A 25,659-nucleotide genomic window follows, 5' to 3' on the forward strand; every position below is an offset into this window, starting at 1 on the left:
CCGACCTCCAAATCAGTCGGCAACCTATGAATCAGACCGGATTCGTCCCCGGAACCCCAAAACCTATACCTGAGTCAATTCGTCCACACGGCCTAGCGCCGAGCATATGCTTCTGGCAGCATATCCCTCGGTCTTCATCACCTCGATCAGGGACGCGACGCACGCTCGATGCGACCAGTCTTCGATCGGCCATCTAAGGGTAACCGGCTTCAGTTGAGTGGTAGTCATGGATGCCTCCGCTAGTTTGCTGTGCGGGGGCGATGTTAATATGCCGAGCCTCCGGTTTTCCTGGCGACGATCCTGGGGGGCGCCATCGGCACCGCCCGGCTTTCTGCGCACAGGCTGCTGAGCAAGATCGCGCTCGTCTATGTCCAGTTCTTTCGGAACATCCCTCTCATCTTGCAGGCCTTCTTCTGGTATTCGGTCTTCACGCATCTCCCGAATGCGCGCAATGCCTATCACCTCGGCGAATTGGCCTACTTTTCGAACCGCGGTTTCTACCTGCCCGGCCTCAATATCGAGCGCGGAGCGATCGGCCTTGCCGTCCTGACGGCCCTGGCGCTTTTGATCGTCGGATATGTGGCACGGCGATTTTCCCTCCTCCGGCGCAACGACGGCTTTGTGAAACTGGCCGGGTTCGTCATCGTCCTGGCGGCCGTCGCCGGCGTCCTGTCGTCGGGCCGGATCGCTGAGACGCCGCTGTTCGACCTGCCCGTCCAGCGTGGCCTGAGGATCGCCGGCGGACTTGAGCTTGCGCCGGAATTCTGCGCCGCCGTCATCGCGATATCCCTGTTCGGCGCGTCCTACATTGCGGAGATCGTCCGCGCCGGCCTGCTTGCGGTGTCCCGCGGCAAGGTCGAAGCGGGCCTCGCGCTCGGCCTCACCGGCGCGCAGATCTTCTGGAAGATCAGGCTGCCGCTCGCCATCCGCATCATGCTTCCGACCCTGACCAACCAGTATGTCTGGCTGGTCAAGGCGACCTCGATCGGGATTGCGATCGGTTTCAGCGACTTCTTCATGATCGTCGCCAATTCGATCAACCATTCCGGTCAGACGCTCTCGCTGATTTTCGTCCTCATTGCCGGTTTCTGGGCGATCAATTTCTCCCTCGCCGCGGTCCTGAACGCCGTCAATCGCTCGATCGCCCTGCGGGGCCAGAATGTCCGTTAGGAGGGAAGGCGCCGACATGTCGAACGTTGCGATCGTTTCCGGCGAAATCCCGCCACCGCGCCATGACACGTTTCTCGCCGCCGTGAGGAAGGGATATTTTGCCACGCCCGGCGCCGCTGCCGTGACGAGCGTCTGCCTCGCGCTGATCGCGCTGGCCGTCTGGACCGTGTTCCGATGGGCCGTCCTCGACGCCGTCTGGTCCTCCGGCGGACCCAACGTGTGCCAGCAAGCGACAGGCGCCTGCTGGGCGGTCATCGCCGCGCGCTGGCGGCTGATCTTCTTCGGGCTCTATCCCTATGACGAGCAGTGGCGCTCGGCGCTCGCCTGCGCAGCCATCCTGGCGACCGTGGCGGTGTCCTGCTTTCCCTTCTCCTGGTCCGCGACGCGGTTGCCGCTGGTCTGGATCGCCGGTTACGGGGTGTTTTACGGATTGATGCGCGGCGGCTTCCTCGGCCTTCCGACCGTGCTCGAGACCCAGTGGGGTGGCTTGTCGCTGACGCTCTTCGTGTTCTCCACGGTGGTCGTCACAGGAATGCCGCTCGCGGTATGCCTTGCGCTGCTGAGGCGTTCGCGCCTGCCCGTCATCGCCCGGACGGTCGCTGTCCTGATCGACGGCATCCGCTCTCTTCCCCTCGTTGCGATCCTGTTCACGGCGGCGATCATCATTCCCTACGCGCTGCCGCACTTCCTGGTCGGCGACAAGCTTTACCGCGTCATCGCCGGTTTCTCGCTGTTCTTCGCGGTCTATCAGGCGGAGATCATCCGTGGCGGGATGCAGGCGCTTCCCGCGGGGCAGGAAGAGGCCGCCCATGCACTCGGCCTTAACTACTGGCAGACCATGTCCCGCATCGTCCTGCCGCAAGCCTTCCGCCATGCGCTGCCGCCGACCATCAACCAGGTCGTCATAACGTTCATGGAGACCTCGCTGATCGTCATCATCGGCTTCTTCGAGGTCATGGCCTCCGGCAACGCCGCGTTTTCGACGGCCGAGTGGTCCGCCACCTATGTCGAGGTCTACGTCTTCGTGGCCGCAATCTACTTCGCGTTCACCTTCACGCTTTCCCGATACGGCGCCTATCTGGAGAGACGGTTGAACGTGGCGCGTCATTGATCCGATGAAAGGCACGGAGATGAACACACAAAGCGGTGAGATTGCCGTCGACGTCAAAAGCCTCGCGAAGTTCTATGGAGCCCATCAGGTTCTGTTCGACGTCAGCCTGAGCGTGGCGGCCGGCGAGAAGATCGTGATCTGCGGTCCTTCCGGTTCCGGGAAATCCACCTTGATCCGGTGCCTCAACAAGCTCGAGGATCATCAGGCCGGCACCATCAGGATGCTCGGCACGGAACTCAACGAGGACCTCGCCAACATCAACGAGATCCGCCGGGACGTCGGCATGGTGTTCCAGCACTTCAACCTTTTCCCGCACCTGACGGTGCTGGAGAATTGCGTCCTCGCACCGATGCTGGTGCGCAGGCAGGATCGGAGAACCGCCGAGGAGCAGGCGATGCTTTATCTCGAGCGCGTGAGGATCCCGCAGAAGGCCGGAAGCTATCCGGGCGAACTCTCGGGCGGCCAGCAGCAGCGCGTCGCCATTGCGCGGGCCTTGTGCATGCGGCCGGAGATCATGCTCTTCGACGAGCCGACCTCGGCGCTCGACCCGGAAATGATTTCGGAGGTGCTCGACGTCATGATCGAACTGGCGCAGGACGGCATGACGATGCTCTGCGTGACCCACGAAATGGGCTTTGCCCGCAAGGTCGCCGATCGGGTCGTGTTCATGGACAAGGGGCGGATCGTCGAGGAGGCGGCTCCGTCCGATTTCTTCGACAATCCACGGCACGAACGATCCAAACTGTTCCTGAGCCAGATTCTCGGTCATTGAGGGGAAAACCATGCGTCGCAAGCAACCGAACATCCTGCTTGTCATGTGCGATCAGCTGACGGCCATCGCGCTTTCCGCCTACGGCAACAGGGTCTGCAGGACACCGAACATCGACCGCCTGGCGGAGCAGGGCTCGGTCTTCGAAAATGCCTATTGCAATTACCCGCTTTGCGCGCCGTCGCGCTTCGCGCTGATGAGCGGGCGCCTGCCGTCGCGGATCGGCGCCTTCGACAACGCCGCGGAATTCCCCGCGGCCGTTCCGACCATCGCGCACTATCTGCGCGATGCGGGCTACTACACCTGCATCTCCGGCAAGATGCACTTCGTCGGCCCCGACCAGCATCATGGCTATGAGGACAGGCTGACGACCGAGATCTACCCGGCCGACTTCAGCTGGGTGCCGCCGAAAACCTATGACGAGCTGGAGGACGAGGAGATCGTCGCGAAGGGCAAGGTGCCGTTCGGGGTCTCCAGCGTCGAGACGATCGCCGACGCGGGCCCGCTCGCCCGCTCCCAGCAGATCGACTATGACGACGAAGTCGCACGGCGGGCGGCGCAGCACATTTTCGACTGGCGGCGCTACGGCGATGGCCGGCCGATGTTCATGACGGTCTCCTTCACGCAGCCGCATGATCCATACGTCATCACGCGGGAATACTGGGACCTCTATACGGACGAGGGCATCGACCTGCCGCGCACTGCGAAGATTCCGCTCGACGCGTTGGACCCGCATAGCCGCTCCCTCTATTTCCACTACAGCCTCGACAAGTTCGAGGTGACGGATGAGATCTACCGGCGCGCGCGCCGCGGATATTACGGCATGATCAGCTATGTCGACCGCAAGCTCGGCGAGTTGCGCAAGACGCTGGAGGATGCGGGCATCGCCGATGAGACGGTGATCATCTTCACATCCGACCATGGCGACATGATCGGGGAACGGGGCCTGTGGTTCAAGAAGAACCTCTTCGATCCCGCCATCCGCGTTCCGCTGGTCGTCTATCGTCCGAATGGGAAGGGGCTCTCGAGGATCGTCGCGCCCGTCTCGCTTCTCGACCTGCTGCCGACCCTCGTCGATCTCGGGGGTGGTGACGCGGGGTCTTTCGTCACGCCGCACGAGGGCAGGAGCCTCCTTCCTCTGCTCGCCAAGGACGATCCGCAGCGCGTCACCATGGCCGAACACATAGACGGAGGAACGAAGGCTCCCCGCGTCATGCTGCGCCGCGGCGCCAGAAAGGTCGTGGTGTCGGAAGCCTATCCCACGCAATTGTACGACCTTGCCGCCGATCCTGGCGAAACGCGCAACCTGGCGGACGATCCTGCCTTCCAGCCGGAACTCGAACGGCTGCTGGAGGCGGTCGAGGCGATCTGGGATCTGCCGAAGCTCCGTGCGGAGGTCATGCAGAGCCAGCGCGTGCGCCAGTTCGTCAACAGGGCGATGCAAAAAGGCAAGCAGCGTAGCTGGGAACACTATCCCAACCCGATCGAGGAACACACGCGGTTCGTGCGCACCGGCGAGCGTTTCCCCGATGTGGAGCGGCGTTCCTATCTTCCATACGCCGACTATTGATCCCGCCCGCCCGACACTCCGGGTTGCCGCGTCCCCCTCTGCGGCAGCCTTCGCCACGAACACCTTGACCAGTCGACACGAAGACGACATGATCGTAAATCAAGTCGACAGGGAGACGACAAAATCAATCCGCGCTGCTGCGACCACAATACAGGAGACATCTCATGAAACTTTCCGGCGTCATGCCCGCCCTCGTCACCCCCTTCGATGCCAACAACCGCGTCGACTTCAAGGCCTTCGAAAAGCACCTCACCGCCCTGCGCGACGCCGGCGTCACCGGCTGGGTGCCGATGGGCTCGACGGGCGAATACTTTTCGCTCTCGAACGAGGAGCGCGAGGACGTGCTGACATTCGTCAAGGATTTCGCGAAGGAAGGCGAGGCGCTGATCGCCGGCACCAACGCGCCGGCCACCCGTGAGGTGATCGAGAACACGCTGCGCGCCAGGGAGATCGGTTACGACACCGTGCTGCTCGCCACGCCCTTCTACACGCGCCCGACGCAGGAGGAACTGCTCGCCCATTACCGCGCCGTGCTCGACGCCACCGACATCAACCTTGTGCTCTACAACTACCCGCCGAAGGACGGCGTCGAGATCGGCTTCGAGCTGATGGATGCGCTTGCCGACGATCCGCGCGTCATCGGCATCAAGGAAAGCTCGGGCGTGCTCCAGCGCGCCGTCGATATCCACGCCCGCTACAAGGGCCGCATCGACCTCGTCTCCGGCTCGGACGACATCGCCCTCGACTTCATGTTCTGGGGCGCCGATTGCTGGATCTGTGGCCCGGCCAACTGCATGGCGAAGGCCTGCGTCGATCTCGACCGCACCTTCCGTTCCGGCGATCTTGCCGCCGCGCGTGAAAAGATGACGGTGCTCTACCGCGCCATGAACATCCTCGAAAGCGGCAAGTTCGTGCAGAAGATCAAATATGGTTGCGAACTCCAGGGGACGCCCGTCGGCACCTGCCGCGCGCCGCTCGGCGAACTCACCGAGCAGGAAAAGACGGATTTTCGCGCGGCCATCGCGCCCATCCTCAACTGAAGAAACTTTCGGAGGAGCGCCCCATGCCATCCATCGCCGTCGTCGGTGCCGGCGTCATCGGTGTCACCGTCGCCTACGCCCTCCAGCGCCGCGGTCTTTCCGTGACGCTGGTCGACCGCGACGGGCCAGGCCGGGGCGCCTCCTACGGCAATATGGCCAGCATCGCGGTCACGGAATTCATGCCCGCCTCGCGGCCCGGCGTCTGGGCGCAGATGCCCAAATGGCTGCTCGATCCGGAAGGCCCGGTGCGTATCCGCCCCGGCTATGTGCCGAAGCTCGTTCCGTGGTTCCTGCGCTTCCTCGCCGCCAGCCGCCCGTCCAGGCTGCGCGAACTGGAGGCCGCCGGCGCGGCCCTTTGCGGCCGCGCCCATGAAGATCTCGATGCGCTGCTGAAGGAGACCGGCCTTGCCCACATGCTGGGCGCCGAAGGCTGCCTGAGCCTTTATGCCGACGAGGCGGAATTCCGCGCCGACCGCGACCATATCGACATCCTCGACCGCTTCGGCTTCCGCCACGACATTCTCGGCGGCAACGCCATCCGCGATCTCGAACCGGCCTTGACGACGAAGATCGCCAGGGCCGTGCTTTTCCCGGACAATCGCTCCGTGGCCGATCCCTATCGGCTGGTGACGGCGCTTGCCGGGCAATTCCAGGCGCTCGGCGGCACCGTCGAGACCGGCGAGGTCGTCGGCTTCGAAGACGGCGGGGGCGATGTTTCGGCCCTGCGGCTGGCCGATGGCCGCCGGCTTGCCGCCGATCGCGTGGTGCTGGCGGCGGGCGCCTTCACCGGCCGGCTGTCGAAGCTGCTCGGCGAGCCGATCCCGCTCGAAACCGAGCGCGGCTACCACACGCAGATCATGGCGCCGGGCATTTCCATGCGCCATTCCATCATCTGGCCCGCCCGCGCCTTCATGGTGACGCCGACGGCCGGCGGCATCCGTGTCGGCGGCACGGTGGAGATGGCGGGGCTCGATGCCCCACCGGACTATCGCCGCGCCAGGGTGCTGGTGAAACGGGCGAAGGAGGCGCTGCCGGACCTCAAGGCCGAAGCAACCAGCGAATGGATGGGCCACCGCCCGGCCTTGCCCGATACGGTGCCGGTCATCGGCCCATCGGCAAAGCGCAGGAACGTCTTCTACGCCACCGGCCACGGCCATCTCGGCCTGACCTATGCCGCGACGACCGGCCGGTTGGTCGCCGACCTCGTGACGGGCGCAAGGCCGCCCATCGATCTCAAACCCTATCGCGTCGACCGTTTCTGAAAGGAAAGCCCATGCGAAGCGAACTCTATATCGACGGAACTTGGAAACCCTCTAGCGACGGCAAGACCTTCGAGGTCATCAACCCGGCAACGGAGGAGGTGATCCATCATATCGCCGCCGCCACGGCCGAGGACGTCGATCTCGCCGTGAAGGCTGCCCGCCGCGCCTTCGATGAAGGCGGCTGGCCGAAGACGACCGGTACCCAACGCGCAAGATACCTGCGCGCCATCGCCGCCGGCATCCGCGCCCGGCAGGCCGAGATCGCGCGGCTCGAAGTCATCGACAACGGCAAGCCTTTTCCGGAAGCCGACTGGGACATCGCCGATGCCGCCGGCTGCTTCGATTTCTATGCCGGCCTTGCCGAGCAGCTCGACAACGATCCGGAAGAGCCGATCGCGCTCTCCGACGACCGCTTCACCTCCAGGGCGGTGCGCGAGCCGGTCGGCGTTGCCGGCGCCATCATTCCCTGGAACTACCCGCTGCTGATGGCCTCCTGGAAGGTCGCGCCGGCCCTTGCCGCCGGCTGCACCGTCGTCCTGAAGCCCGCCGAAGTGACCTCGCTCACCGCGCTGGAACTCGCCGCCGTCGCCGAGGAGGCCGGCCTGCCGCCGGGCGTGCTCAACATCTTAACCGGCGCAGGCCCCGTCGCGGGGCAGGCGATCATCGACCACAAAGGCGTCGACAAGCTGGCCTTCACCGGCTCCGGCCCGGTGGGCTCGAAGATCATGGCCGCCGCCGCCCGCGACATCAAGCGCGTCAGCCTCGAACTCGGCGGCAAGTCGCCCTTCGTCGTCTTCGACGACAGCGACATCGAGAAGGCCGTCGAATGGATCCTGTTCGGCATCTTCTGGAACCAGGGCCAGGTCTGCTCGGCCACCTCGCGTGTGCTGGTGCAGGAGGGGATCTACGAGCCGCTGATGGCGCGCCTCATCGAGGAGACGAACCGCATCCGCATCGGCAACGGCCTCGACGACGGCGTGCTGCTCGGCCCGCTGGTCTCGAAGAAGCAGCACGAGCAGGTCGTCGCCGCGATCGAGGCGGCGAAGGCGGCAGGTGCCACGGTCGCGTGCGGCGGCACCCGGCCGGAGGGTTTCGACAGGGGCTACTACCTGCGCCCGACGGTTCTTGCCGATGTGCCTCTCGATAGCGCCGCCTGGACGGAGGAGATTTTCGGACCGGTCGTCTGCGTGCGCCCCTTCCGGACGGAAGAGGAGGCCGTCGCCCTTGCCAACGATTCCCGCTTCGGCCTCGCTGCCGCCGTCATGTCGGCGGACGATGCGCGCGCCGAGCGCGTGGCCAAGGCCTTCCGCGCCGGCATCGTCTGGATCAACTGCTCGCAGCCCACCTTCACCGAGGCGCCCTGGGGCGGCTACAAGGAATCCGGCATCGGCCGCGAACTCGGCCGCTGGGGTCTCGACAACTATCTGGAGATCAAGCAGATCACGAAATATGTGAGCGAAGATCCCTGGGGCTGGTACATCAAGTAGGAGCCGCCGCGATGCGTTTCGAAAACGCGCTCGACCTCATGCTCGTCCATTGCCAGGGCGAGCTTGGCCATGTGCTGATGAACGGCGCGCCGGAGATTCCAGGTGCCACCATGCTCGACAAGATGAACCACATCAACACGGTGGACGACAGCCTGCGCCGTTTCGTCACCTTCGAGCCGCGCGCCCATGTCGCCCAGTCGGTGAACCTGCTTCTTGCGCCGGTGCGGAAGAATGCGGATGCCGGCTTCATCGTGCTCCAGGCCGACCGCGCCCATCCGATGTCCGGCAGCAATTGTATCTGCGTCGTCACCGCGCTTCTCGAAAGCGGCCGGGTGGCGATGCGGGAGCCGGAAACGGTCCTCCGCCTCGATACGCCCGCCGGCCTCGTCGTGGCGCGAGCGCGGTGCGAGGGCGGGCGCTGCCTTTCCGTCAGCCTCGACAACGTGCCGAGCTTCGCCGAACTGCTCGACCACGAAATCGACACGCCGGCATGGGGCCGCATCAAGGTCGATATCGCCTTCGGCGGCGTCTATTATGCGCTGGTCGATGTCGGGCAGATCGGCCTGACCATCGCCCCGGAAAGCGCCCGGCAGCTTGCCGAAGCCGGCATCGCGCTCAAGCAGCGTCTCGGCGATCAGGTGAAGGTGCGGCACCCGACACTGCCCGGCGTGGACGAGATCGCCTATGTCATGTTCCGCGACCATGAGCCGGACGGCGCGGTGCGCACCTGCACCACGCTCCAGCCGGGCCGGGTCGATCGCTCGCCCTGCGGCACGGGCAGTTCCGCAAACCTCGCAACGCTGTTCGCACGCAACGAGATCTCGGTGGGCAATGGCCGTATCTCGCGTTCCATCATCGGCGGAGAATTCCTGGCCGAGGCGATCGGCGAAACGCAGGTCGGCGGACGCCGGGCCGTGCTGCCGCGCATCACCGGCCGCGGCTATGTTTATGGCCGCTCGGAACTGCGCCGCGCCTCCGACGATCCGTTCACGGCCGGTTTCGCGCTGTCCGACACCTGGGGACCGCAGGTCGATCTCCTGCTTTAGGAGGTGCCCGATGGGGTGTCGGAGGACTGAACGGCATCGGCTATGTGATCGGAACTTCGCGGTTTCAGGGTCGGCTTAGTTCGTGACTCACAAAAGCGAAACCGTGATCTCGCTAGTCGAGAACCACTCGCGCTTGTAGGCTGTCAGATCGAACATGGAAAAGTCCGCAAGAGTAATGCATCCAGACCGGACACCCTGTGGCTGAACGACCAGAAGAGAAAAAATGACACGGACGCAAAGCCCCACGGCGGCGGGCCTTGCCGCCGGCGCGATTGCCGCGGCTATCTATGCTTGACACTGCCCGGACGACAGCCCGCTTTTCCTTGCCACCTGGTACATGATCGCCATTGCCGGCGTGACCGTTGGCGGCGCGCTTCTTGGCAGCCGTCTGCTGCACTGGTAGCCGGCTGCTGCTTCCGTGCCTGGCCGGCGGCTCGGTCTTGCCCCTTAACTGCGGGCAGGCCGAACTCGATTCCGTTCAGCATGGCGCCTGCGCCGTCTTTCTGTGAACCATCGACATAATCGCTTTGCGCCTCCTCCCTTTCAGCCTAGCTTGCCGGGGAAAGGCCATGGAAGACATGGACTTTGGTGCGATTCGACCCGGGAGGACACATGACCTCGACTGAGCCCGTCTACGGGACGGTGACGCTGCTGCTGATCGCCGTTGCCGCCGTCGCGTTGCTTCTTCTGCTCATCCTGCGGTTCCGCCTGCATGCTTTCGTGGCGCTGGTGCTGGTCAGCCTGCTTACCGCGCTGGTCACGGGCATCTCCTTCCAGGACGTGGTTCCGACGCTCTTGCAGGGCTTCGGCTCGACGCTCGCCTCGGTCGCGCTCCTGGTCGGCTTCGGCGCGATGATCGGGCGGATGCTGGAGGTCTCGGGCGGCGCGCAGGTGCTTGCCGACCGGCTGATCGGGCAGTTCGGCCACGATCGCGCGCCCTTCGCCCTCGGCATCGCCTCGCTGCTGTTCGGCTTTCCGATCTTCTTCGACGCCGGGCTCGTGGTGATGCTGCCGATCATCTTCAGCGTCGCCCATCGTTTCGGCGGCTCAGTGCTGCTTTATGCACTGCCGTCGGCGGGTGCCTTCGCGGTCATGCATGCTTTCCTGCCACCCCATCCAGGCCCGGTCGCCGCGGGCGAACTGCTGGGGGCTGATATCGGCCTTCTGGTGCTGGTCGGCCTCGCCGTCGCCCTGCCGACCTGGTATCTGGGCAGCTACCTCTTCGGCCTTTGGGCCGGCAAGCGCTTCGAACTGCCGGTCCCGGAACTTCTCGGATCGCTCAGCGAGGCGGCGCATGACCGCCGCGAGCCGCCGTCCTTCGGCACGGTGATGCTTGTGCTGTTGCTGCCGCTCGTGCTGATCTTCCTCAACACCGGCCTTGGCACGCTGGTGACCGCCAAGGCGATCGACGGCGATGCTCTGTGGGTGAACATTCTGCGCATGGCTGGGCAAACGCCGGTCGCATTGCTCATCACCGTCCTCGTCGGCATGTGGACGCTCAGCGGCCAGCGCACGCTCAAGGACATGGAAAAGCTGATGGACGGGGCTCTCGGCCCGGTCTGCGGCATCATCCTCGTGACCGGGGCCGGTGGCATGTTCGGCGGCGTGCTGCGCGCAAGCGGCATCGGCCAGGCGCTCGCCGGCAGCCTGGAGGCTGTCGGCATGCCGCTGATCGTCGCCGCCTTCCTCATCTCCACCGCGCTGCGCGTGGCGCAAGGCTCGGCCACCGTGGCGTTGACCACGACGGCGGGCCTTCTCGCCCCCACCGTCGCCGCGACGACGGGGCTGAGCTCCTTCGACCTGTGCTTCCTCGTCATAGCCATTGCCTGCGGCGCGACGGTGCTGAGCCACGTGAACGATTCCGGCTTCTGGCTGGTCGGCCGCTTCCTCCAGATGGACGAACGGACCACGCTCCAGACCTGGACCGTGATGGAAACCCTGCTCGGCGTCATCGGCTTTGCCTTCGCCCTTGTGGGATGGTGGATACTATGAGCGGAGAGCTGCATCATATCGTGGTGATGGGCGTTTCCGGCAGCGGCAAGACCACTGTCGGGGAAGCGCTTGCCGAAAGGCTCGGCTGGCGTTTCATCGAGGGCGACAGCTTCCATCCCCCGGAGAACGTGGCCAAGATGTCGGCCGGCATTCCGCTCGACGACAACGATCGTATTCCATGGCTGAAGGCGCTGGCGGCGGAGATCGCCAGGGATGAGGCGGCCGGCCGGCCCTCCGTGCTCGGATGCTCCGCGCTGAAGCGCGCCTATCGCGATATCCTGCGCAGCGGCGCGCCACGCGTGCGCTTCGTGCATGTCCACGGCGATCGCGCCGTGCTGGCCGATCGGCTTTCGCACCGCGCCGGGCATTTCTTCCCCGCCTCCTTGCTCGACTCGCAGCTCGCGACGCTCGAACCGCTTGGTCCGGATGAAGACGGCGTGGTCGTCGACGTGGCGCTTTCGACGACCGAACAGGTCGACATCGCAATGCGGGAACTCGGCTACTGACACGACTTCAGCAGGTGGCGTGAGCGGTGGAGCTCTACGTGGAACCCATCTCCACCGCGACACGGCGCAATTGCTCCAGAAACATCGACTGTAGTCCGCCCGGCAACCAGTTCTCGCGCATGGTGATGCCGACCGTACGCATTCCGAGCCGCTGCCGCACATTTTCGCTGACGGGGATGCAATGCAAGAGCCCCTCCCTCGAAGCGCGGCTCCCATGTCTTCTTCTGTTCGAAATATCCTTGTTGAGCTTTCCGCTCGGGCCTCTCGTGCGGCCTCGTCTTTTCGCCTGGCGAACCAGTTGGCCAGCAGCGCGCCGGAGATGTCGTGCCAGACACTGAAGATGGCGCTGGGAACGGTGGCGAGCGCGAGAAATGGGTGGTGACCAGCGCCGCGCCCAGGCCCGAATTCTGCATGCCGACCTCGATGGCGATCGCCTTGCGCTTGGCAAGCGTCAGGCCGATGGCCTTCGCCGCGAAGAAGCCGAGCAGGTAGCCGAGCCCGTTGTGAAGCACGACGACCGGGTTATGTTTTTACCGATAGTCCCGTGCTTGGCATCGTGGTCGCCACCTTCAGGATCGCTTCGGCCGCGCGCTTCACGCCGGCGGCCTTCTGCATGCTGATCGCATTGTCCTTTAGCCTCGCCCGCATCGCCGCATCATCCATCAGGCTGGTGATGGCGCTTGCCAGCTCGTTCTCGCTCCAGCCATAGCGGTCGAGGTGCAGGCCGACGCCGGTTTCTTCGGCGCGGCGGGCATTGTCGTGACCATCCCAGCAATAGGGCATGATGATCGATGGCGTGCCGAAATAAAGCGCCTCGCAGAAGGAGTTGTTGCCGCCGTGGTGGATGAACAGGCTTGCCTGCTCGACCACGGAAGGCTGCGGAAACCAGTCGTCGATGAAGACATTGTCCGGCACATCGCGATAATCGTCGCGCCAGTGGCCGGCGTTGATGAGAAAACGGTAGGGCAGTTTCGAGAAGGTCTCGATCATCCGCTTGATCATTGTCACGTCCATGGCGCCGAGCGAGCCGAAGCTGATGAGCGCCAGCGGCGCTTCATTGTGGCTGGCGAAGCGGGGCGAGGCATAGGGCGCCTCATGCCGCACGCAGCCATCGAGGAAGACGAAAAGCTCCTCATCCAGCGCGTTGCGGCGCTTGCGGCGAATGATTTTCGGCGCCAGCAGCAGGTTGAGATAGGGCGACGGCTCGAGAAAAACTGACGGTGGCGGTGGACGCAAGCCCGACTGGCCGAGAAAAGCGGAAAACCGCCGGTGGGCGGAAGCCGTCACCTCGCGGTATCGCGCGGAAAACCGCTCCCATTCCTCGCCCGGTGTTTCGCTGCAGCCGGAGAGATAGGGCGGCACGCGCGGATCGGGAATTTCGGTTTCGGCGCAGGAGACGACGCGGACCCAAGGTACGCCGGCATTGGCGATCGCCGGAAACATCACGACATTATCGAGCACGATCACATCCGGCTTCAGCCGGGCCACAAGTTGCCTGAGCGGCTCTTCCACCCGGATCGCCGTATCGACAATCGCATCCCAGGTCGGGCCGACATAGCTTTGCAATTGATCGAACGGACTCTGGCGGAAGGCGTCCTGATGGCGCTCGATGAAATCGTTCCAGTCGGTCGCGGGTGCGGACGTATCGTCGCCGAGCTGGTATTCGCCAAAGCCGTATTCGGTAAAGACGCCGCTGAAACCGGGATGACAAATGAAAACGGGGCGGTGGCCCATGCGCCTCAGTTCCTGGGCGATACCCACACAGTTCAGCGCTGCGCCGTAGCTTGCTTCCGGAAAGAGGGCGATGGTCTTTGCTGGCGCCATGGAGGATCAACGCACGACGAGCTTGAAGGCGGGAGGAACGCCACGGCCGGCCAGCCGTGGGCGCTGCGATTGGGAGAGCTGTATATGCACACGCATGAGATCGGCCGCAAGCTCCATCTGGCCGCGCTCGATCTGCTCGAGAATCTGGATATGCTCGAGGTTGGACTGCATCAGCCGGAAGGCGTTGACATGGCCGGCCGGCGGGCTGGCGCGGCGGCGGCGGTGATGGTTGGTAAGCGTCTCTGCCATGAAGGGATTGCCGCAGGAACGCGCGATCAACAGGTGGAAATCGTAGTCCGTGCGGTCGAAAAGTTTGCGGTCGAAATTTGTCTCGTTCATCCCGCGCAGGATCAGCATTGACTGGCGCAGCGCCGTCATCGCCGGAATATCGCGCTTGAACTCCGGCAGGGTCAGCGCGAGCGGCTCGGTCGCAAGGCGGAACTCGTAGCTTTTCGCCGCCGCATCGCCACTGATGGCGAAGTGCTTCAGCAGCCATTGCTGGCCGGCACCGCGTTCGGCCAGATTTTCCTCCGCCAGTTTCACAAACGCATTTTGTACCGTCTGGCGTGAGACGTCATAGCGGCGCTGAAGCGCGGCGACGGTCTGGCTTTCGGCAATGCGTCCGGCGGCGAGATCACGCAGGATCGCGGCATAGATTTCACTCTCGCCATCGCCTTCCGCCGTGTCTTCAAGGCGCGCAATGGCGGCGGGATCGACGGCGAGCAGATAGCCGCCCTCGGCATCCGCCGTCACGAGCTCTCGCTCGGCAAGAATCTGCAAAGCCTTGCGGATCGGGGTTCTCGAGACGTTGCAGAGCGAGGCGAGCGCCTGTTCGGCCAGCCGCTCGCCGGGCGCCATGCCGCGCTCGCCGGCGACATCCAGTATTTTTTGCGCCAGTTCGACATGGCGGAAATTGGTGCGTTTCGGCTCCGGGGTCATGGCTCGCCTCTGCCCTCCATCGCCGTGCATGCTGCCCTTTGAGCATTCGTCGCGCAAGTCCGGAAATGCGCGGACCGCAAAAATGCATCCACCCTATTGACGTATTTTTTTTATAAATAATACTTCCATGCGACAGGGAATGAGACCGGAGAACCGGCGCGCCCGTCGAAGAGGTTGGAACAACGTAAAACAAGGGAGTCTTCCGTGACCGTGAAGAACCGACTGACTGCGACCTGCGCGGCCGCGGCGCTTGTCGCCGCATGTCTTGCGACGGGCGCGGCTTCCGCCGCCGATCTCGTCATCTCGAACTGGGATGGCTACATGGCCCCTGACATCGCCGAGCAATTCAAGGCCGCGACCGGGCTGGAGATCGAGGTGGTCAACCACGCCACCAACGAAGAGGTGATGGGCAAGTTGATGGCGAGCGGCGGCAAGGGCTACGACGTCGTTTTCGTCTCCTCACCCTTCGCCGAAATCCTCAACGGGCAAGGGCTCGCCGAGCCGATCGACAAGGCGGCCGTGCCGAACCTCGACAATCTCTATCCGGAAGCCACGACGCTCGCCTATGATCCGGGCAACACGTTTTCCGTGCCCTATACCTGGGGCTCGACGGGCCTCTGCTACCGCTCCGACCTCGTGGAAGGTACGCCAGACAGCTGGCTGAACCTGCTCCAGCCGGTGGATGCGCTGAAGGGCAAGACGACGATGCTCGCCACCGACCGCTGGCTGATGGCGGCGGGCGAGCTCGCCAAGGGGTTTTCCGTCAACGAGAAGGATCCGGCCAGGCTCGAAGAGGTGAAGACCCTGCTCATCGAGGCGAAGAAGACGCTGCTCGCCTATGACGACACGACCTTCTATTCCAAGCTCGTTTCCGGCGAGGCCTCGCTGGTGCATGCCTGGGACGGCTGGTGCAACTACGGCATCGGCGAGAACAAGGACATCAAGTTCGTCGTGCCGAAGGAAGGCTCCGACCTCTGGATCGACACGATCGTCGTCCTGAAAAGCTCGGAGAAGAAGGATGCGGCGATGAAGTTCATCAACTTCATCCTCGATGCCAAGAACCACGCCTGGGCCGCGCAGAACATCCTCTATAAGGTGCCGAACAAGGCCGCGATGGAAAGCCTCGACAAGGCGCTGTCCGAGCAATACCCGAACATGGCCATGGCGCCTGCGGACCTCGTCAAATACGAGCTGCTGCGCGACCTCGGGACGGCGCAGAAGGACTATTCGCGCATCGTGAGCGAGATCAAGGCCGCGAACTGAACGCGGCTCCTTCCCGTGGCGACTGGGAGGCGGCCCGCCGCCACGGGCAATTTTCTTCCTGAAATCCTTTATGCGCGAACGCTGTGACGGCCCCCCGCGGGAGTAAAGCCTTGTCCTTCAATGCCACCAGACCGACCCTGCTCGCCGCGCCCGGCGTCGCCTGGCTCGTCGCCTTAATGGTGGTGCCGTGTCTGCTGGTGCTGAGCTATGCCTTCTTCGAGCGCGGCGTCTGGGGCGGCGTCGAATACACGTTCACACTGGAAAATTTCGCCCGCGTCGCCGATCCGCTCTATGCGAAGATCTTTCTCAATTCCGCGCGCATCGCCCTGACGGCGACGGTGGTGGCGATCCTCATCGCCTATCCGGCGGCTTACGCGATTTCGCGGGCGCCAAGGATGTCGCAGCCGATCCTGCTGTTCTTCGCCGTGCTGCCCTTCTGGAGCAATTACCTGATCCGCACCTATGCGTGGATCGTGCTGCTGAACCGCGAGGGCCTGATCAACAACCTGCTGCGCTCGCTTGGCTACACAGGCGAGCCGCTGTCGATGCTCTATACCGAGAGCGCCGTCATCACCGGTCTCGTCTACAATTACCTGCCCTTCGTCATCCTCGCGATCTATTCCACGCTGTCGCGGCTGAACCCGGAACTGATGGAGGCGTCGCGCGATCTCGGCGCCGGCCCCGTCCGCACCTTCCTGCGCGTCACGCTGCCGCTGACCCTGCCCGGCGTGGCGGCGGGCGGCGTCTTCGTCTTCGTGCTCTCCATCGGCAATTTCGTGACGCCCGCGCTGCTCGGCGGCGGGCGGTTCCAGATGGTCGGTAACCTCGTCTACGACCAGTTCCTGACGGCGAACGACTGGCCCTTCGGCGCAGCCCTCGGCGCGGCGCTGATCCTCACCATGATCGTGCTGCTCCTGTTGCAGGCCCGCGCCACGGCCCATGCCAGCGGCGAGCGCAAAGGGGAGGCGGCGCAATGAACGCGACGCTTTCCAGCAAGTTGCCGGGGCGCATCGTGCTGCTCTTGGTCTTCGGCTTCCTCTATCTGCCGATCGCCGTGCTGGTGCTGCTTTCCTTCAACGCCAGCGGCCTGCCGACCTCGTGGTCCGGCTTCTCCACCCGCTGGTACGGCGCGCTGCTTTCCAACACGGACATCCTGCGCGCCGCCGGCAACACGTTCATCGTCGCCGTCTTCGCGACCGTCATCTCCACCGTACTCGGCACGCTTTTGGCGCTCGGCATGGAGACGCGGCGCCGCAAGAGCAACGGTCTCGAAGCGCTCGCCTTCGCGCCGATGGTCATCCCCGACATCGTGCTCGCCGTGGCGCTGCTCACCTTCTTCTCGCGTCTCGGCCTGACGATGGGCTTGCACACCATCGTCATCAGCCATGTCATCTTCGACCTCGCCTTCGTCTGCTCGGTCGTGCGCGCCCGGCTGAAGCATTTCGATTTTTCCATCGTCGAGGCCTCGCGCGATCTCGGGGCGTCGGGCTGGACGACCTTCTGGCGCGTCACCTTCCCGGTGCTGCTGCCGTCCATCGTCGCCGGTGCGCTGCTCGCCTTCACGCTTTCTGTCGACGAGTTCATCATCGCCTTCTTCACGGCCGGCGCCGGGCGCTCGTCCATCACCCTCCCCATGCAGATCTATTCGATGATCCGCTTCGGCATCACGCCCGAGGTCAACGCGCTCGCCACCATCGTCATGGGCGTCAGCGCGACGGCGCTCCTGATCTCGCAATGGCTCAACAGACAACAGCAGGTCCCATGAACGCATCCAGCAATCCGATCCTGCGCATCGAGGGTGTCGGCAAGGCGTTCGGGCCGGTGACGGCCGTCGACGATGTGACGCTCGATATCCGCGAGAACGAATTCTTCGCGCTGCTCGGCCCCTCCGGCTGCGGCAAGACCACGCTGCTGCGCATGCTCGCCGGCTTCGAGAGCCCGAATGCTGGCCGCATCCTGCTTGAGGGCAAGGATATTTCCCCGTTGCCGCCGGAAAAGCGGCCGCTCAACCTGATGTTCCAGTCCTATGCGCTCTTTCCGCATATGACGGTCAGGCAGAACCTCTCCTACGGCCTCGAAATGGAGCGGCTCGCCAGGACGGAAATCCACCGCCGCGTCGACGAGACCATGGCGACGACGGACCTCACGCAATTTGCCGACCGCAAGCCCGAACAGCTTTCCGGCGGCCAGAAGCAGCGTGTTGCGCTCGCCCGCGCCCTGGTGAAGCGCCCGAAAGTGCTGTTGCTCGACGAACCGCTCGGCGCGCTCGACAAGAAGCTGCGCGAGAAGATGCAGCTTGAACTCAAGCGCATGCAGAACGAAGTAGGCATCACCTTCATCATCGTCACGCACGACCAGGAGGAAGCGCTCGTCATGGCCGACCGCATGGCGATCCTCAAGGACGGCCGCCTCTTGCAGGTCGGTGCGCCGGAGGACGTCTATGAGCGCCCCGCCGACCGCTTCGTCGCCAACTTCATCGGCGTCATGAATTTCATCGACGGCAAGGTCGGGGTCGATGGTCTCTTCGCCGCGGAAGGTCTGCAGGTGAAGGCATCGGGCAATGCCGGCTCCGCGACGCTCGCCGTGCGACCGGAAAACATCGTCATCGGCCCGCCCGGCGACCTGCCGGTGTCCGGCGCCATCGTCGATATCGCCTATCACGGCCTCGACCGCGTGCTGCACGTCAAGACGACCGCAAGTGCAACGCCGCTTCAGGTCCGCATTCCAGCGAGCGGGGCGGGCAACTGGAAGATCGGCGATGCGCTGAGCCTCAAGATCGATCCGGCGAGATGCCGGCTCTTCCAATGAATAAAGAGGGGAACACCATGTCCAAGACCATCGCATTCTTCCCGGAAGCGGCCTTTGGCCCGGCGCTGAACTCGGTCGGCATCGCGCAGGCCGTCGAAGCGCTCGGCCACAAGGCCGTCTTCCTCTCCGACCCCGGCTTCGTTTCGGTCTATGAGGGCTACGGTTTCGAGGCACATGCCGTGAACCTTTCCGAACCCATGCCGCCGGAGCAGATGGCGAAGTTCTGGGAGGATTTCATCAACGGCCACATCCCGAATTTTCGTAAATCTCCCTACGACCAGGTCGACAACTACGTGAAGGATTGCTGGACGGCGATCGTCGACAGCGCAAAATGGGCGCAGAAAGACCTGCCGGGCGTGCTGGCGAAGATCAAGCCGGACCTCATCTGCGTCGACAACGTCATCCTCTTCCCTGCGATCAAGCAATACGGCACGCCCTGGGTGCGCATCATCTCCTGCTCGGAAAACGAGATCGAGGATCCGAAAATCCCGCCGCATCTTTCCGGCTGCGGTGAGAAGGATTTCGCCTGCCACGCCGCCTATCGCGACCATTTCAATGACGTCATCAAGCCGATCCATGACGATTTCAACGGTTTCCTTGCCGAGAATAACGAGGCGCCCTATCCGATCGGCCAGTTTTTCGAAGCCTCGCCCTTCATGAACCTGCTGCTTTATCCGGAGCCGGTGAAGTTCGAGCGCGAGCATCCGCTCGATCCGAAACAGTTCCAGTATCTCGAGGGCTGCGTTCGCAAGGAGAAGCCCTACGAGGTGCCGACCTTTGCCGAGAACAACGACAAGCCGCTGATCTACATTTCCTTCGGCTCGCTGGGGGCAGGGGATACGGACCTCCTGAAGCGCCTTATCACGACCATCGGCAAGCTGCCCTATCGCGCGCTCGTCAATGTCGGCGACTACAAGAATCAGTACGAGAACCTGCCCGGCAACGTCATCGTCGACAGTTGGTTCCCGCAGCCTTCGGTCATCCCGCAGGTCGATGCGGCCATCCACCACGGCGGCAACAATTCGTTCACGGAGTGCCTCTATTTCGGCAAGCCGGCGATCATCATGCCCTACGTCTGGGATGGTCACGACAATGCGACGCGCGTCGACGAGACCGGCCACGGCTTCAAGATGCCGCGTTACGACTGGACGGATGCCGACCTTGCGGCAAAACTCGACGCCTGCATCAACAATTCGACCATGAAGACGCGCCTTGCCGCCACCAGCGCCCATATGCAGGCCCGCAACGGCCCGAAGAAGGCCGCAGGCATTCTCGACGACCTCGTGAAGACGGGCGCCTACAATGGTTGAGACGACGAAAGCATCCGCCCCGCACATCCATAACGCGACGACCTTTTCCGACCTCGTCGACTGGGGCGACCAGCCGGACAGCCTGGAGGGCCAGTCTCACTCCTCGGGCCGTCTCGTCTTCAAGGGGCCGAACAACCAGCCGGAATCCGGCATCTGGGTCTGCACGCCCGGCCGCTGGCGGCTGTCCATCCCACGGGACGAATTCTGCCATTTCGTGGCCGGCCGGGCGGTTTATCGCTCGGACGAAGGCGAGGTGATCGAGGTCGAACCGGGCACGGTCGTTATGTTCCCCGGCGGCTGGACCGGCGAATGCACCGTCATCGAGACCATGCGCAACATCTACATGCTGGTCTGACGTAAAGAGAAAATGAAAGGAAATATCCCATGACCGCGACACCCCTGATGCGCAAGCCGCTGGAAGAGACCGACCTCAAGGACTGGGGCGTGATTCCCACCATGATCGAGGGCGAGAGCCGCACCTCCGGCAAGGTCATCTACAAGGGCCCGAACGGCGAATCCGAAAGCGGCCTATGGATCTGCACGCCGGGAAAGTGGTTCTGCCACGTCACCAGCGACGAGTTCTGCCACTTCCTCGAAGGCCGCTGCACCTATGTCCATGAAAGCGGCGAGGTGATCGAGATCACGCCGGATACCGCCGCCTTCTTCCCGAAGGACTGGAAGGGTGAATGCACGGTCCATGAGACCGTGAAGAAGGTCTACATGATCCGCTGAAGGCATATTTTTCCCTCACCCCGAAAGCGGGGAGAGCGAGACGAAACGCTGCGGCTTGTCCCTTCTCCCCGCCTGCGGGGAGAAGGTGCCGGCAGGCGGATGAGAGGCCGTCGCCCGGTTCTCCAGAACACCAAGGAAGTATTGCCATGTTCAACCCCGCCGAACCCGTGTTCTACCGGCACCCGGCCTACGTCCCGAGCAAGGGCGCCCGCCATGCCGTGATCGATCCCGCAACGCTCGCCACCGTCGGCACCATCGCCGACACCGCGCTCGACGACATGGAGGCCGTGCTCGATGCCGCCACCGTGGCGCAGCGGGACTGGAAACGGCTGGACGCGAAGACACGCGCGACCATCCTTCACCGCATCGCCAACCGCATCGAGGCAACAGACATGCGCCGCTGCGCTGAACTGATGTCGCGCGAGATGGGCAAGCCCTATCCGGAGGCGATCGGTGAGGTGGCCAACTGCGCGGGCGCCTTCCGCTATTTCGCGGAAATGGCGCGCGACGAGGGCGGCAAGGTGGCGGGCACCACGCAGGCCGGCTCCTTCCAACATGCGCGCTACGAGGCGCTCGGCGTGAGCGTGCATATCATGCCGTTCAATTTCCCGATCCTCCTGATGTGCTGGACGGTCGCTGCGTCGCTCGCTTCGGGCAATGCGTGCATCATCAAGCCGGCGCCCGCGACGACGCTCTCCACGCTGGAATTCATGCGGGTCTTCGAGGCCTTGCCGGATGGCCTGATCGCCTGCCTGCCGGGCGGTGTCGAGCTGAGCAGCGCGCTCATCGCCTCGCCGAAGACTCACGCCGTTGCGTTCACTGGCTCAGTTGCCGCCGGCAAGGCCGTGGCGATGGCCGCCGCGGCGCAGATGAAGCCGGCTGTCATCGAGGCGGGCGGTTCGGACCCGATGATCGTCACGGCCCACGCGCCGCTCGATGTGGCCGCGGCCGGTGCCGTCACCGCCGCCTTTCACATGTCCGGCCAGGTCTGCACCTCGGCCGAGCGGTTTTTCGTCGTCGATGCGGTGCATGACGCGTTCGTCGCAAAGTTCGCTACCGAGACGAAGCGTCTGCGCATCGGCAACGGTCTCACGCGCGCTGAGATAGGTCCGCTTGTCAGCGAGGCGGCGCGTACAAAGGTCATCCGGTTGGTCGAGGATGCCAAGGCGATGGGAGCGACGGTGGTGCTGGGCGGGAAGATCCCGGACACTGAGCCGACCGGCTGGTTCTACGAGCCGACCATCCTTGTCAATTGCACACCCGACATGGCGATCATGAACGAAGAGTGCTTCGGTCCTGTCGCCGCTATCATGCGCGTCAAGGATTTCGACGAAGCGATCGAACGGGCCAATGACAGCGAATTCGGCCTCGGCGCCTCTGTCTTTACCACCTCACTCGAAGAAGCGATGGAGGCGGCGGACCGGCTTGAGGCCGGCATGGTCTGGGTCAACAACCCGCTGATCGACAACGACGCGTTGCCCTTCGGGGGCTGGAAGAAATCCGGCCTCGGACGGGAGCTTTCAAAGCTCGGCCTCGATGCCTTCCGCCGCTCGAAAATGGTCATCATCGACCATAAACCGGTGATCCAGGGCTGGTGGTATCCCTATCCGGACGACTGGTTCTTCGACGCGGAGGGGCGCAAGCATGTGTGAGGTGCATCCCTCGCTCGCCGGCATCCTTCGGCGCACCGCCGAGGGAGGTCAGCCGGCCATCGGCGCAATGAAAGCGCGCACTCCTTCCCGACGTCTGGCCAGCGTCGAAGACATTGTTCATGCTGTGCTGTTTTTGATGAACAATCGGGCGGCAAATGGTATCGCCTTGGAACTCGATGGCGGTATTCGTAGAACATCTACGTCCAGCTCTCAAACACGGGCAAGAATCCGCTCATCCTGCTTGCTCGGTCTGGTCCCGAAAGAAGCGGGGATGGCAGCCGACAGGGCCTTGGCTGATTGCCAATCTGGAACGCTGCGGTTTGCCGAAGCGTCAGGCCGGCGACAGTCATCGCGGGAAGAGGCATCGGCGCCCAACGAGGGCGCCTACTTGCAGTAGCGGACGTCATCAATGAAGCGGTGCGCCGCCCTGGATGGAGCTTTTGACAACGGGAGGGGGATGGTTTGACGCTTCTCACCTCGACGATCTTCGAAGCACATCGATGAAGGCTCTGAGCTTGGGCGCCTGCGAGGCATATCGGGGAAAATAGAGGAAAAGACCGGGCTCCTCGATGCTGGCCGCCGGAAGCACCTGCCTGAGTCGACCCGTCCGAAGATCCTCCCGGACAAGGGGCTCGAAGAGATAGGTGATGCCGATATTTTCCAGAGCCAGGTCGCGCGCGTGAAGGGAATCGGTGACACGCACGGTGCCACTGACCTCGACCGAGACATCCTGTCCTTTCTCCTGCAGGTCCCAGGCATAGGCGGCAGCAGACGATATCAGCCGGTAGCCGATGCAGTTGTGGCGGGAGAGATCGGCGATGGAGTGCGGTACGCCTCGCTCCTCGAGATAGGCAGGCGACGCGACCATGATCGCCATGAACGGTTTCGTCAGGCGGACCGCCACCATATCCTGCGCGATCATCTCGCCCAGCCGCACGCCGGCATCGAAGCCGGCGGCGACAATGTCGACCAGCCCTTCGTCGCAGGTCACCTCGATCGTCAGGTCCGGATAGAGCCGGCTCATCTCGATGATCGCCGGCGTGATTGCGAGCGGCAGGGCGAGGCGTGGAACGTTGATGCGAAGCACACCTGCCACCTGACCCTTGGCGGATCGAACCCGTTCAACGCTTTCCTCGACCGTGGCCAGTGCCGGGCCGACGGAAGCGACGAAATCGGCACCGGCCTCGGTCAAAGCCACGCTGCGGGTCGTGCGCGCAAAAAGCGGCTGGCCAAGGCGTTCCTCGACGGACCTTACCGCATGGCTCACGGCGGACGGGCTCATGTTGAGCGCAGCGGCAGCCGCGGCAAAGCCGCCGCGCCGGGCGACGGTCAGGACAACGGGAAAATGGGCCAGCAAGTCGCGATCCATTCATGCATGATATCGAACAACGCTGTCGATTTGAACCATCTAGCCGCCTGATCATCCGAAAGCCAAAATGCGGCCAGTCTTCAACTGATCGGATCGATATCTCCATGACCCAGACCTGGTTCATTACCGGCGCGTCCTCGGGCTTCGGCCGCGCTTTCGCCGACCATGCCCTGAAGCAGGGCCACAATGTCGTCGCCACCGCCCGGCGCATGTCCTCGCTGGAGGACATCGTCGCCAAGGCACCCGAACGGGCATTGGCCCTTGCGCTCGACGTGGCCAGCACGAACGACGCGCAAGCCGCCGTCGATGCGGCCGTCACCCGTTTCGGTCGCATCGACGTGCTGATCAACAATGCCGGATACGGCGTGGTCGGTGCATTCGAGGAGACTCCGGACGACGAATTGCGGATGCTGATGGAAACGAACTTCTTCGGCGCGATGAACGTCACCCGCGCGGCGCTGCCGATATTGCGTGCCCAGCGCAGCGGCGCCATCGTCAACATCTCCAGCCTTGGCGGACAACTCTCCTTCGCGGGCTTCAGCGCCTATTCGGCGGCGAAGTTTGCCCTGGAGGGCGCAAGCGAAGCCCTGGCGCAGGAGCTGAAGCCCTTCGGCGTGAAGGTACTGATCGTCGAGCCCGGCCAGTTCCGGACCAATCTGGCCGGGCCGAGCATGCGCCATATGCCTCGGATGGATGTCTATCGCGATGTCGTCGGCGGCACGCGCCAGTTCGTACACGACATGCACGGCACCCAGCCGGGTGATCCGCTGAAGGCCGCAGCCGCTATCGAGAGAGCGCTCCAGGCCTCCGAGACGCCCCTGCGGCTGCAACTGGGTGCCGACGCGGTCGACGCCGTTCGAGACCATTCCACCACGCTCCTCAAGGATCTCGCAACCTGGGAGGCGCTTGCCCGCGATACGATCTTCGACGCGGCCTGACCCCGGTCAGAACGGAAGAGGAGCCATCCATGTCACGCTGCCGGCCGTAACTGAGGAAATTCGCATGCGCATTCTTGTTGTTGGTGCTTCGGGCACGATCGGCCGCGCACTGTGTTTCGAATTGGAGCGTCGGCATGACATCATTCGGGCCGGCCGCACCTCCGGCGACGTCCTTGTCGATATCCGCTCGCGCGATGCGATCGCGCGCATGTACGAAGCCGTTGGCGAAATAGACGCATGTGTCTGCGTTGCTGCGTCAGGCGCGATGGACGACTTCGATACCCTTACCGACGCACAACTGATTGAAAACATGCAAGGCAAGCTGATCGGTCAAATCAACCTTGTGCTTCTGGGACGCCCATTCGTCTCGGAGAGAGGCTCGTTTACCCTTACCAGCGGCATATTCGCCGACGAGCCGTGGCGCGGCGTGACTGGCGGGGCGGTCATCAGTGGGGGCCTCCACAGTTTCGTGCTTTCTGCGGCGATCGAACTCGATCGCAAACAGCGGATCAACGTAGTCAGCCCTACCATGGTAGAGGACTCGGTGACCGCCTACGGGCACCTCTTTCCAGGGATGCCACCAGTGTCCATGGAAAGTTTGATCGCAGCCTATGTCGGATGCATCGAAGGCGGCAGGACCGGCGAAATCATCAGAGCGTATCGTTCGTTTGAAGACTTTTTCTCCAAAGGGCGGTGTGTGTGATCTTTGGTTTTAGCAGCATGCCGCGGTGTCTGCTTCGAGCCGGAACGGGACATGGCGGTGATCAGTGGAATGCCTGAGAGCGGCGGTGCAAAAGTCGGCCACGGTAGCGGCGGCATAATGCTGCTGCGGGCGGAGTAAAATCCGGCCACCTATTTCCTTTCTGCAACG

At 63.7% G+C, this 25,659-nt stretch carries 24 protein-coding genes and 2 pseudogenes; 22 read left to right on the forward strand and 4 right to left on the reverse strand.

The window, feature by feature from the left end:
• Nucleotides 1-399: 399 nt before the first annotated feature.
• The 11 genes and pseudogenes from EV665_RS29620 (at nt 400) to EV665_RS29670 (ending at nt 11,953) form a co-directional block, all read left to right on the forward strand.
• Nucleotides 400-1,170 carry an ABC transporter permease subunit gene (locus EV665_RS29620; protein WP_162853208.1) on the forward strand — a complete coding sequence of 257 codons (771 nt, stop codon included), beginning with the start codon at nt 400-402 and terminating at the stop codon, nt 1,168-1,170.
• A gap of 16 nt (nt 1,171-1,186) precedes the next feature.
• Nucleotides 1,187-2,281 carry an amino acid ABC transporter permease gene (locus EV665_RS29625; protein WP_133036903.1) on the forward strand — a complete coding sequence of 365 codons (1,095 nt, stop codon included), beginning with the start codon at nt 1,187-1,189 and terminating at the stop codon, nt 2,279-2,281.
• A gap of 19 nt (nt 2,282-2,300) precedes the next feature.
• Nucleotides 2,301-3,053, forward strand: coding sequence for an amino acid ABC transporter ATP-binding protein (locus EV665_RS29630; RefSeq protein ID WP_210234704.1), 753 nt, complete (start codon nt 2,301-2,303; stop codon nt 3,051-3,053).
• A 10-nt stretch (nt 3,054-3,063) separates the two neighbouring features.
• Nucleotides 3,064-4,620: a choline-sulfatase gene (gene betC, locus EV665_RS29635; protein ID WP_133036905.1), complete on the forward strand. Its 1,557-nt coding sequence runs from the start codon at nt 3,064-3,066 to the stop codon at nt 4,618-4,620.
• 164 nt (nt 4,621-4,784) lie between these two features.
• Complete coding sequence (dapA, locus tag EV665_RS29640; RefSeq protein WP_133036906.1) at nt 4,785-5,660, forward strand: 4-hydroxy-tetrahydrodipicolinate synthase; 876 nt, start codon at nt 4,785-4,787, stop codon at nt 5,658-5,660.
• 23 nt (nt 5,661-5,683) lie between these two features.
• Nucleotides 5,684-6,922, forward strand: coding sequence for an NAD(P)/FAD-dependent oxidoreductase (locus EV665_RS29645; protein ID WP_133036907.1), 1,239 nt, complete (start codon nt 5,684-5,686; stop codon nt 6,920-6,922).
• An 11-nt stretch (nt 6,923-6,933) separates the two neighbouring features.
• Nucleotides 6,934-8,409, forward strand: coding sequence for an aldehyde dehydrogenase family protein (locus EV665_RS29650; RefSeq protein WP_133036908.1), 1,476 nt, complete (start codon nt 6,934-6,936; stop codon nt 8,407-8,409).
• Nucleotides 8,410-8,420: 11 nt separating this feature from the next.
• The gene (locus tag EV665_RS29655) at nt 8,421-9,455 is read left to right on the forward strand and encodes a proline racemase family protein (protein WP_133036909.1); all 1,035 of its coding nucleotides are present in this window, start codon (nt 8,421-8,423) and stop codon (nt 9,453-9,455) included.
• A gap of 307 nt (nt 9,456-9,762) precedes the next feature.
• Nucleotides 9,763-9,858: pseudogene (locus EV665_RS33365) on the forward strand (NrsF family protein); the annotation flags it as partial.
• Between the two features lie 209 nt (nt 9,859-10,067).
• Nucleotides 10,068-11,447 (forward strand): GntP family permease, encoded by a 1,380-nt coding sequence (locus EV665_RS29665; RefSeq protein WP_133036910.1) that lies wholly within the window; start codon nt 10,068-10,070, stop codon nt 11,445-11,447.
• Nucleotides 11,444-11,953, forward strand: coding sequence for a gluconokinase (locus tag EV665_RS29670; protein ID WP_064333334.1), 510 nt, complete (start codon nt 11,444-11,446; stop codon nt 11,951-11,953). The genes EV665_RS29665 and EV665_RS29670 overlap by 4 nt, the downstream gene beginning before the upstream one ends.
• A gap of 267 nt (nt 11,954-12,220) precedes the next feature.
• Here EV665_RS29670 and EV665_RS29675 read toward each other — a convergent pair.
• The 3 genes and pseudogenes from EV665_RS29675 to EV665_RS29685 all read right to left on the reverse strand — a co-directional run.
• Nucleotides 12,221-12,471: pseudogene (locus EV665_RS29675) on the reverse strand (bile acid:sodium symporter family protein); the annotation flags it as partial.
• Nucleotides 12,472-12,475: 4 nt separating this feature from the next.
• On the reverse strand, nt 12,476-13,777 hold the full coding sequence (locus EV665_RS29680) for a glycosyltransferase (protein WP_133036911.1): 1,302 nt from the start codon (nt 13,775-13,777) through the stop codon (nt 12,476-12,478).
• Between the two features lie 6 nt (nt 13,778-13,783).
• Nucleotides 13,784-14,716 (reverse strand): GntR family transcriptional regulator, encoded by a 933-nt coding sequence (locus EV665_RS29685; RefSeq protein WP_162853209.1) that lies wholly within the window; start codon nt 14,714-14,716, stop codon nt 13,784-13,786.
• 204 nt (nt 14,717-14,920) lie between these two features.
• Between EV665_RS29685 and EV665_RS29690 the strand changes: the two genes are divergently transcribed.
• From EV665_RS29690 to EV665_RS29730, 9 genes are all read left to right on the forward strand, one after another.
• The gene (locus EV665_RS29690) at nt 14,921-15,979 is read left to right on the forward strand and encodes a polyamine ABC transporter substrate-binding protein (protein WP_245507874.1); all 1,059 of its coding nucleotides are present in this window, start codon (nt 14,921-14,923) and stop codon (nt 15,977-15,979) included.
• Between the two features lie 176 nt (nt 15,980-16,155).
• A complete protein-coding gene (locus EV665_RS29695) occupies nt 16,156-16,956 on the forward strand; it encodes an ABC transporter permease (protein ID WP_064333644.1) in 801 nt (266 codons plus the stop codon).
• Nucleotides 16,953-17,744: an ABC transporter permease gene (locus tag EV665_RS29700; protein ID WP_133036913.1), complete on the forward strand. Its 792-nt coding sequence runs from the start codon at nt 16,953-16,955 to the stop codon at nt 17,742-17,744. Before EV665_RS29695 ends, EV665_RS29700 begins: the two co-directional genes overlap by 4 nt.
• Nucleotides 17,741-18,787, forward strand: coding sequence for an ABC transporter ATP-binding protein (locus EV665_RS29705; protein WP_133036914.1), 1,047 nt, complete (start codon nt 17,741-17,743; stop codon nt 18,785-18,787). The genes EV665_RS29700 and EV665_RS29705 overlap by 4 nt, the downstream gene beginning before the upstream one ends.
• Nucleotides 18,788-18,804: 17 nt before the next feature.
• Nucleotides 18,805-20,097 (forward strand): glycosyltransferase, encoded by a 1,293-nt coding sequence (locus tag EV665_RS29710; protein ID WP_133036915.1) that lies wholly within the window; start codon nt 18,805-18,807, stop codon nt 20,095-20,097.
• Nucleotides 20,090-20,452 carry a cupin domain-containing protein gene (locus EV665_RS29715; protein WP_133036916.1) on the forward strand — a complete coding sequence of 121 codons (363 nt, stop codon included), beginning with the start codon at nt 20,090-20,092 and terminating at the stop codon, nt 20,450-20,452. Before EV665_RS29710 ends, EV665_RS29715 begins: the two co-directional genes overlap by 8 nt.
• A 29-nt stretch (nt 20,453-20,481) precedes the next feature.
• Nucleotides 20,482-20,829, forward strand: a complete 348-nt coding sequence (locus EV665_RS29720; protein WP_064333342.1) for a cupin domain-containing protein — start codon at nt 20,482-20,484, stop codon at nt 20,827-20,829.
• A gap of 146 nt (nt 20,830-20,975) precedes the next feature.
• The gene (locus EV665_RS29725; RefSeq protein WP_133036917.1) at nt 20,976-22,481 is read left to right on the forward strand and encodes an aldehyde dehydrogenase family protein; all 1,506 of its coding nucleotides are present in this window, start codon (nt 20,976-20,978) and stop codon (nt 22,479-22,481) included.
• A complete protein-coding gene (locus EV665_RS29730) occupies nt 22,474-22,878 on the forward strand; it encodes a hypothetical protein (protein ID WP_133036918.1) in 405 nt (134 codons plus the stop codon). The genes EV665_RS29725 and EV665_RS29730 overlap by 8 nt, the downstream gene beginning before the upstream one ends.
• Before the next feature lie 75 nt (nt 22,879-22,953).
• Here the strand turns inward: EV665_RS29730 and EV665_RS29735 are convergent, their stop codons facing one another.
• A complete protein-coding gene (locus EV665_RS29735) occupies nt 22,954-23,850 on the reverse strand; it encodes a LysR substrate-binding domain-containing protein (RefSeq protein ID WP_133036919.1) in 897 nt (298 codons plus the stop codon).
• Nucleotides 23,851-23,954: 104 nt separating this feature from the next.
• Between EV665_RS29735 and EV665_RS29740 the strand changes: the two genes are divergently transcribed.
• Complete coding sequence (locus tag EV665_RS29740) at nt 23,955-24,788, forward strand: oxidoreductase (RefSeq protein ID WP_133036920.1); 834 nt, start codon at nt 23,955-23,957, stop codon at nt 24,786-24,788.
• A gap of 64 nt (nt 24,789-24,852) precedes the next feature.
• A complete protein-coding gene (locus EV665_RS29745; protein ID WP_133036921.1) occupies nt 24,853-25,491 on the forward strand; it encodes a short chain dehydrogenase in 639 nt (212 codons plus the stop codon).
• The last annotated feature ends 168 nt before the right edge of the window (nt 25,492-25,659 follow it).

It is taken from the genome of Shinella granuli (assembly GCF_004341885.1).
In the GTDB taxonomy this organism is placed as follows: Bacteria; Pseudomonadota; Alphaproteobacteria; order Rhizobiales; family Rhizobiaceae; genus Shinella; species Shinella granuli.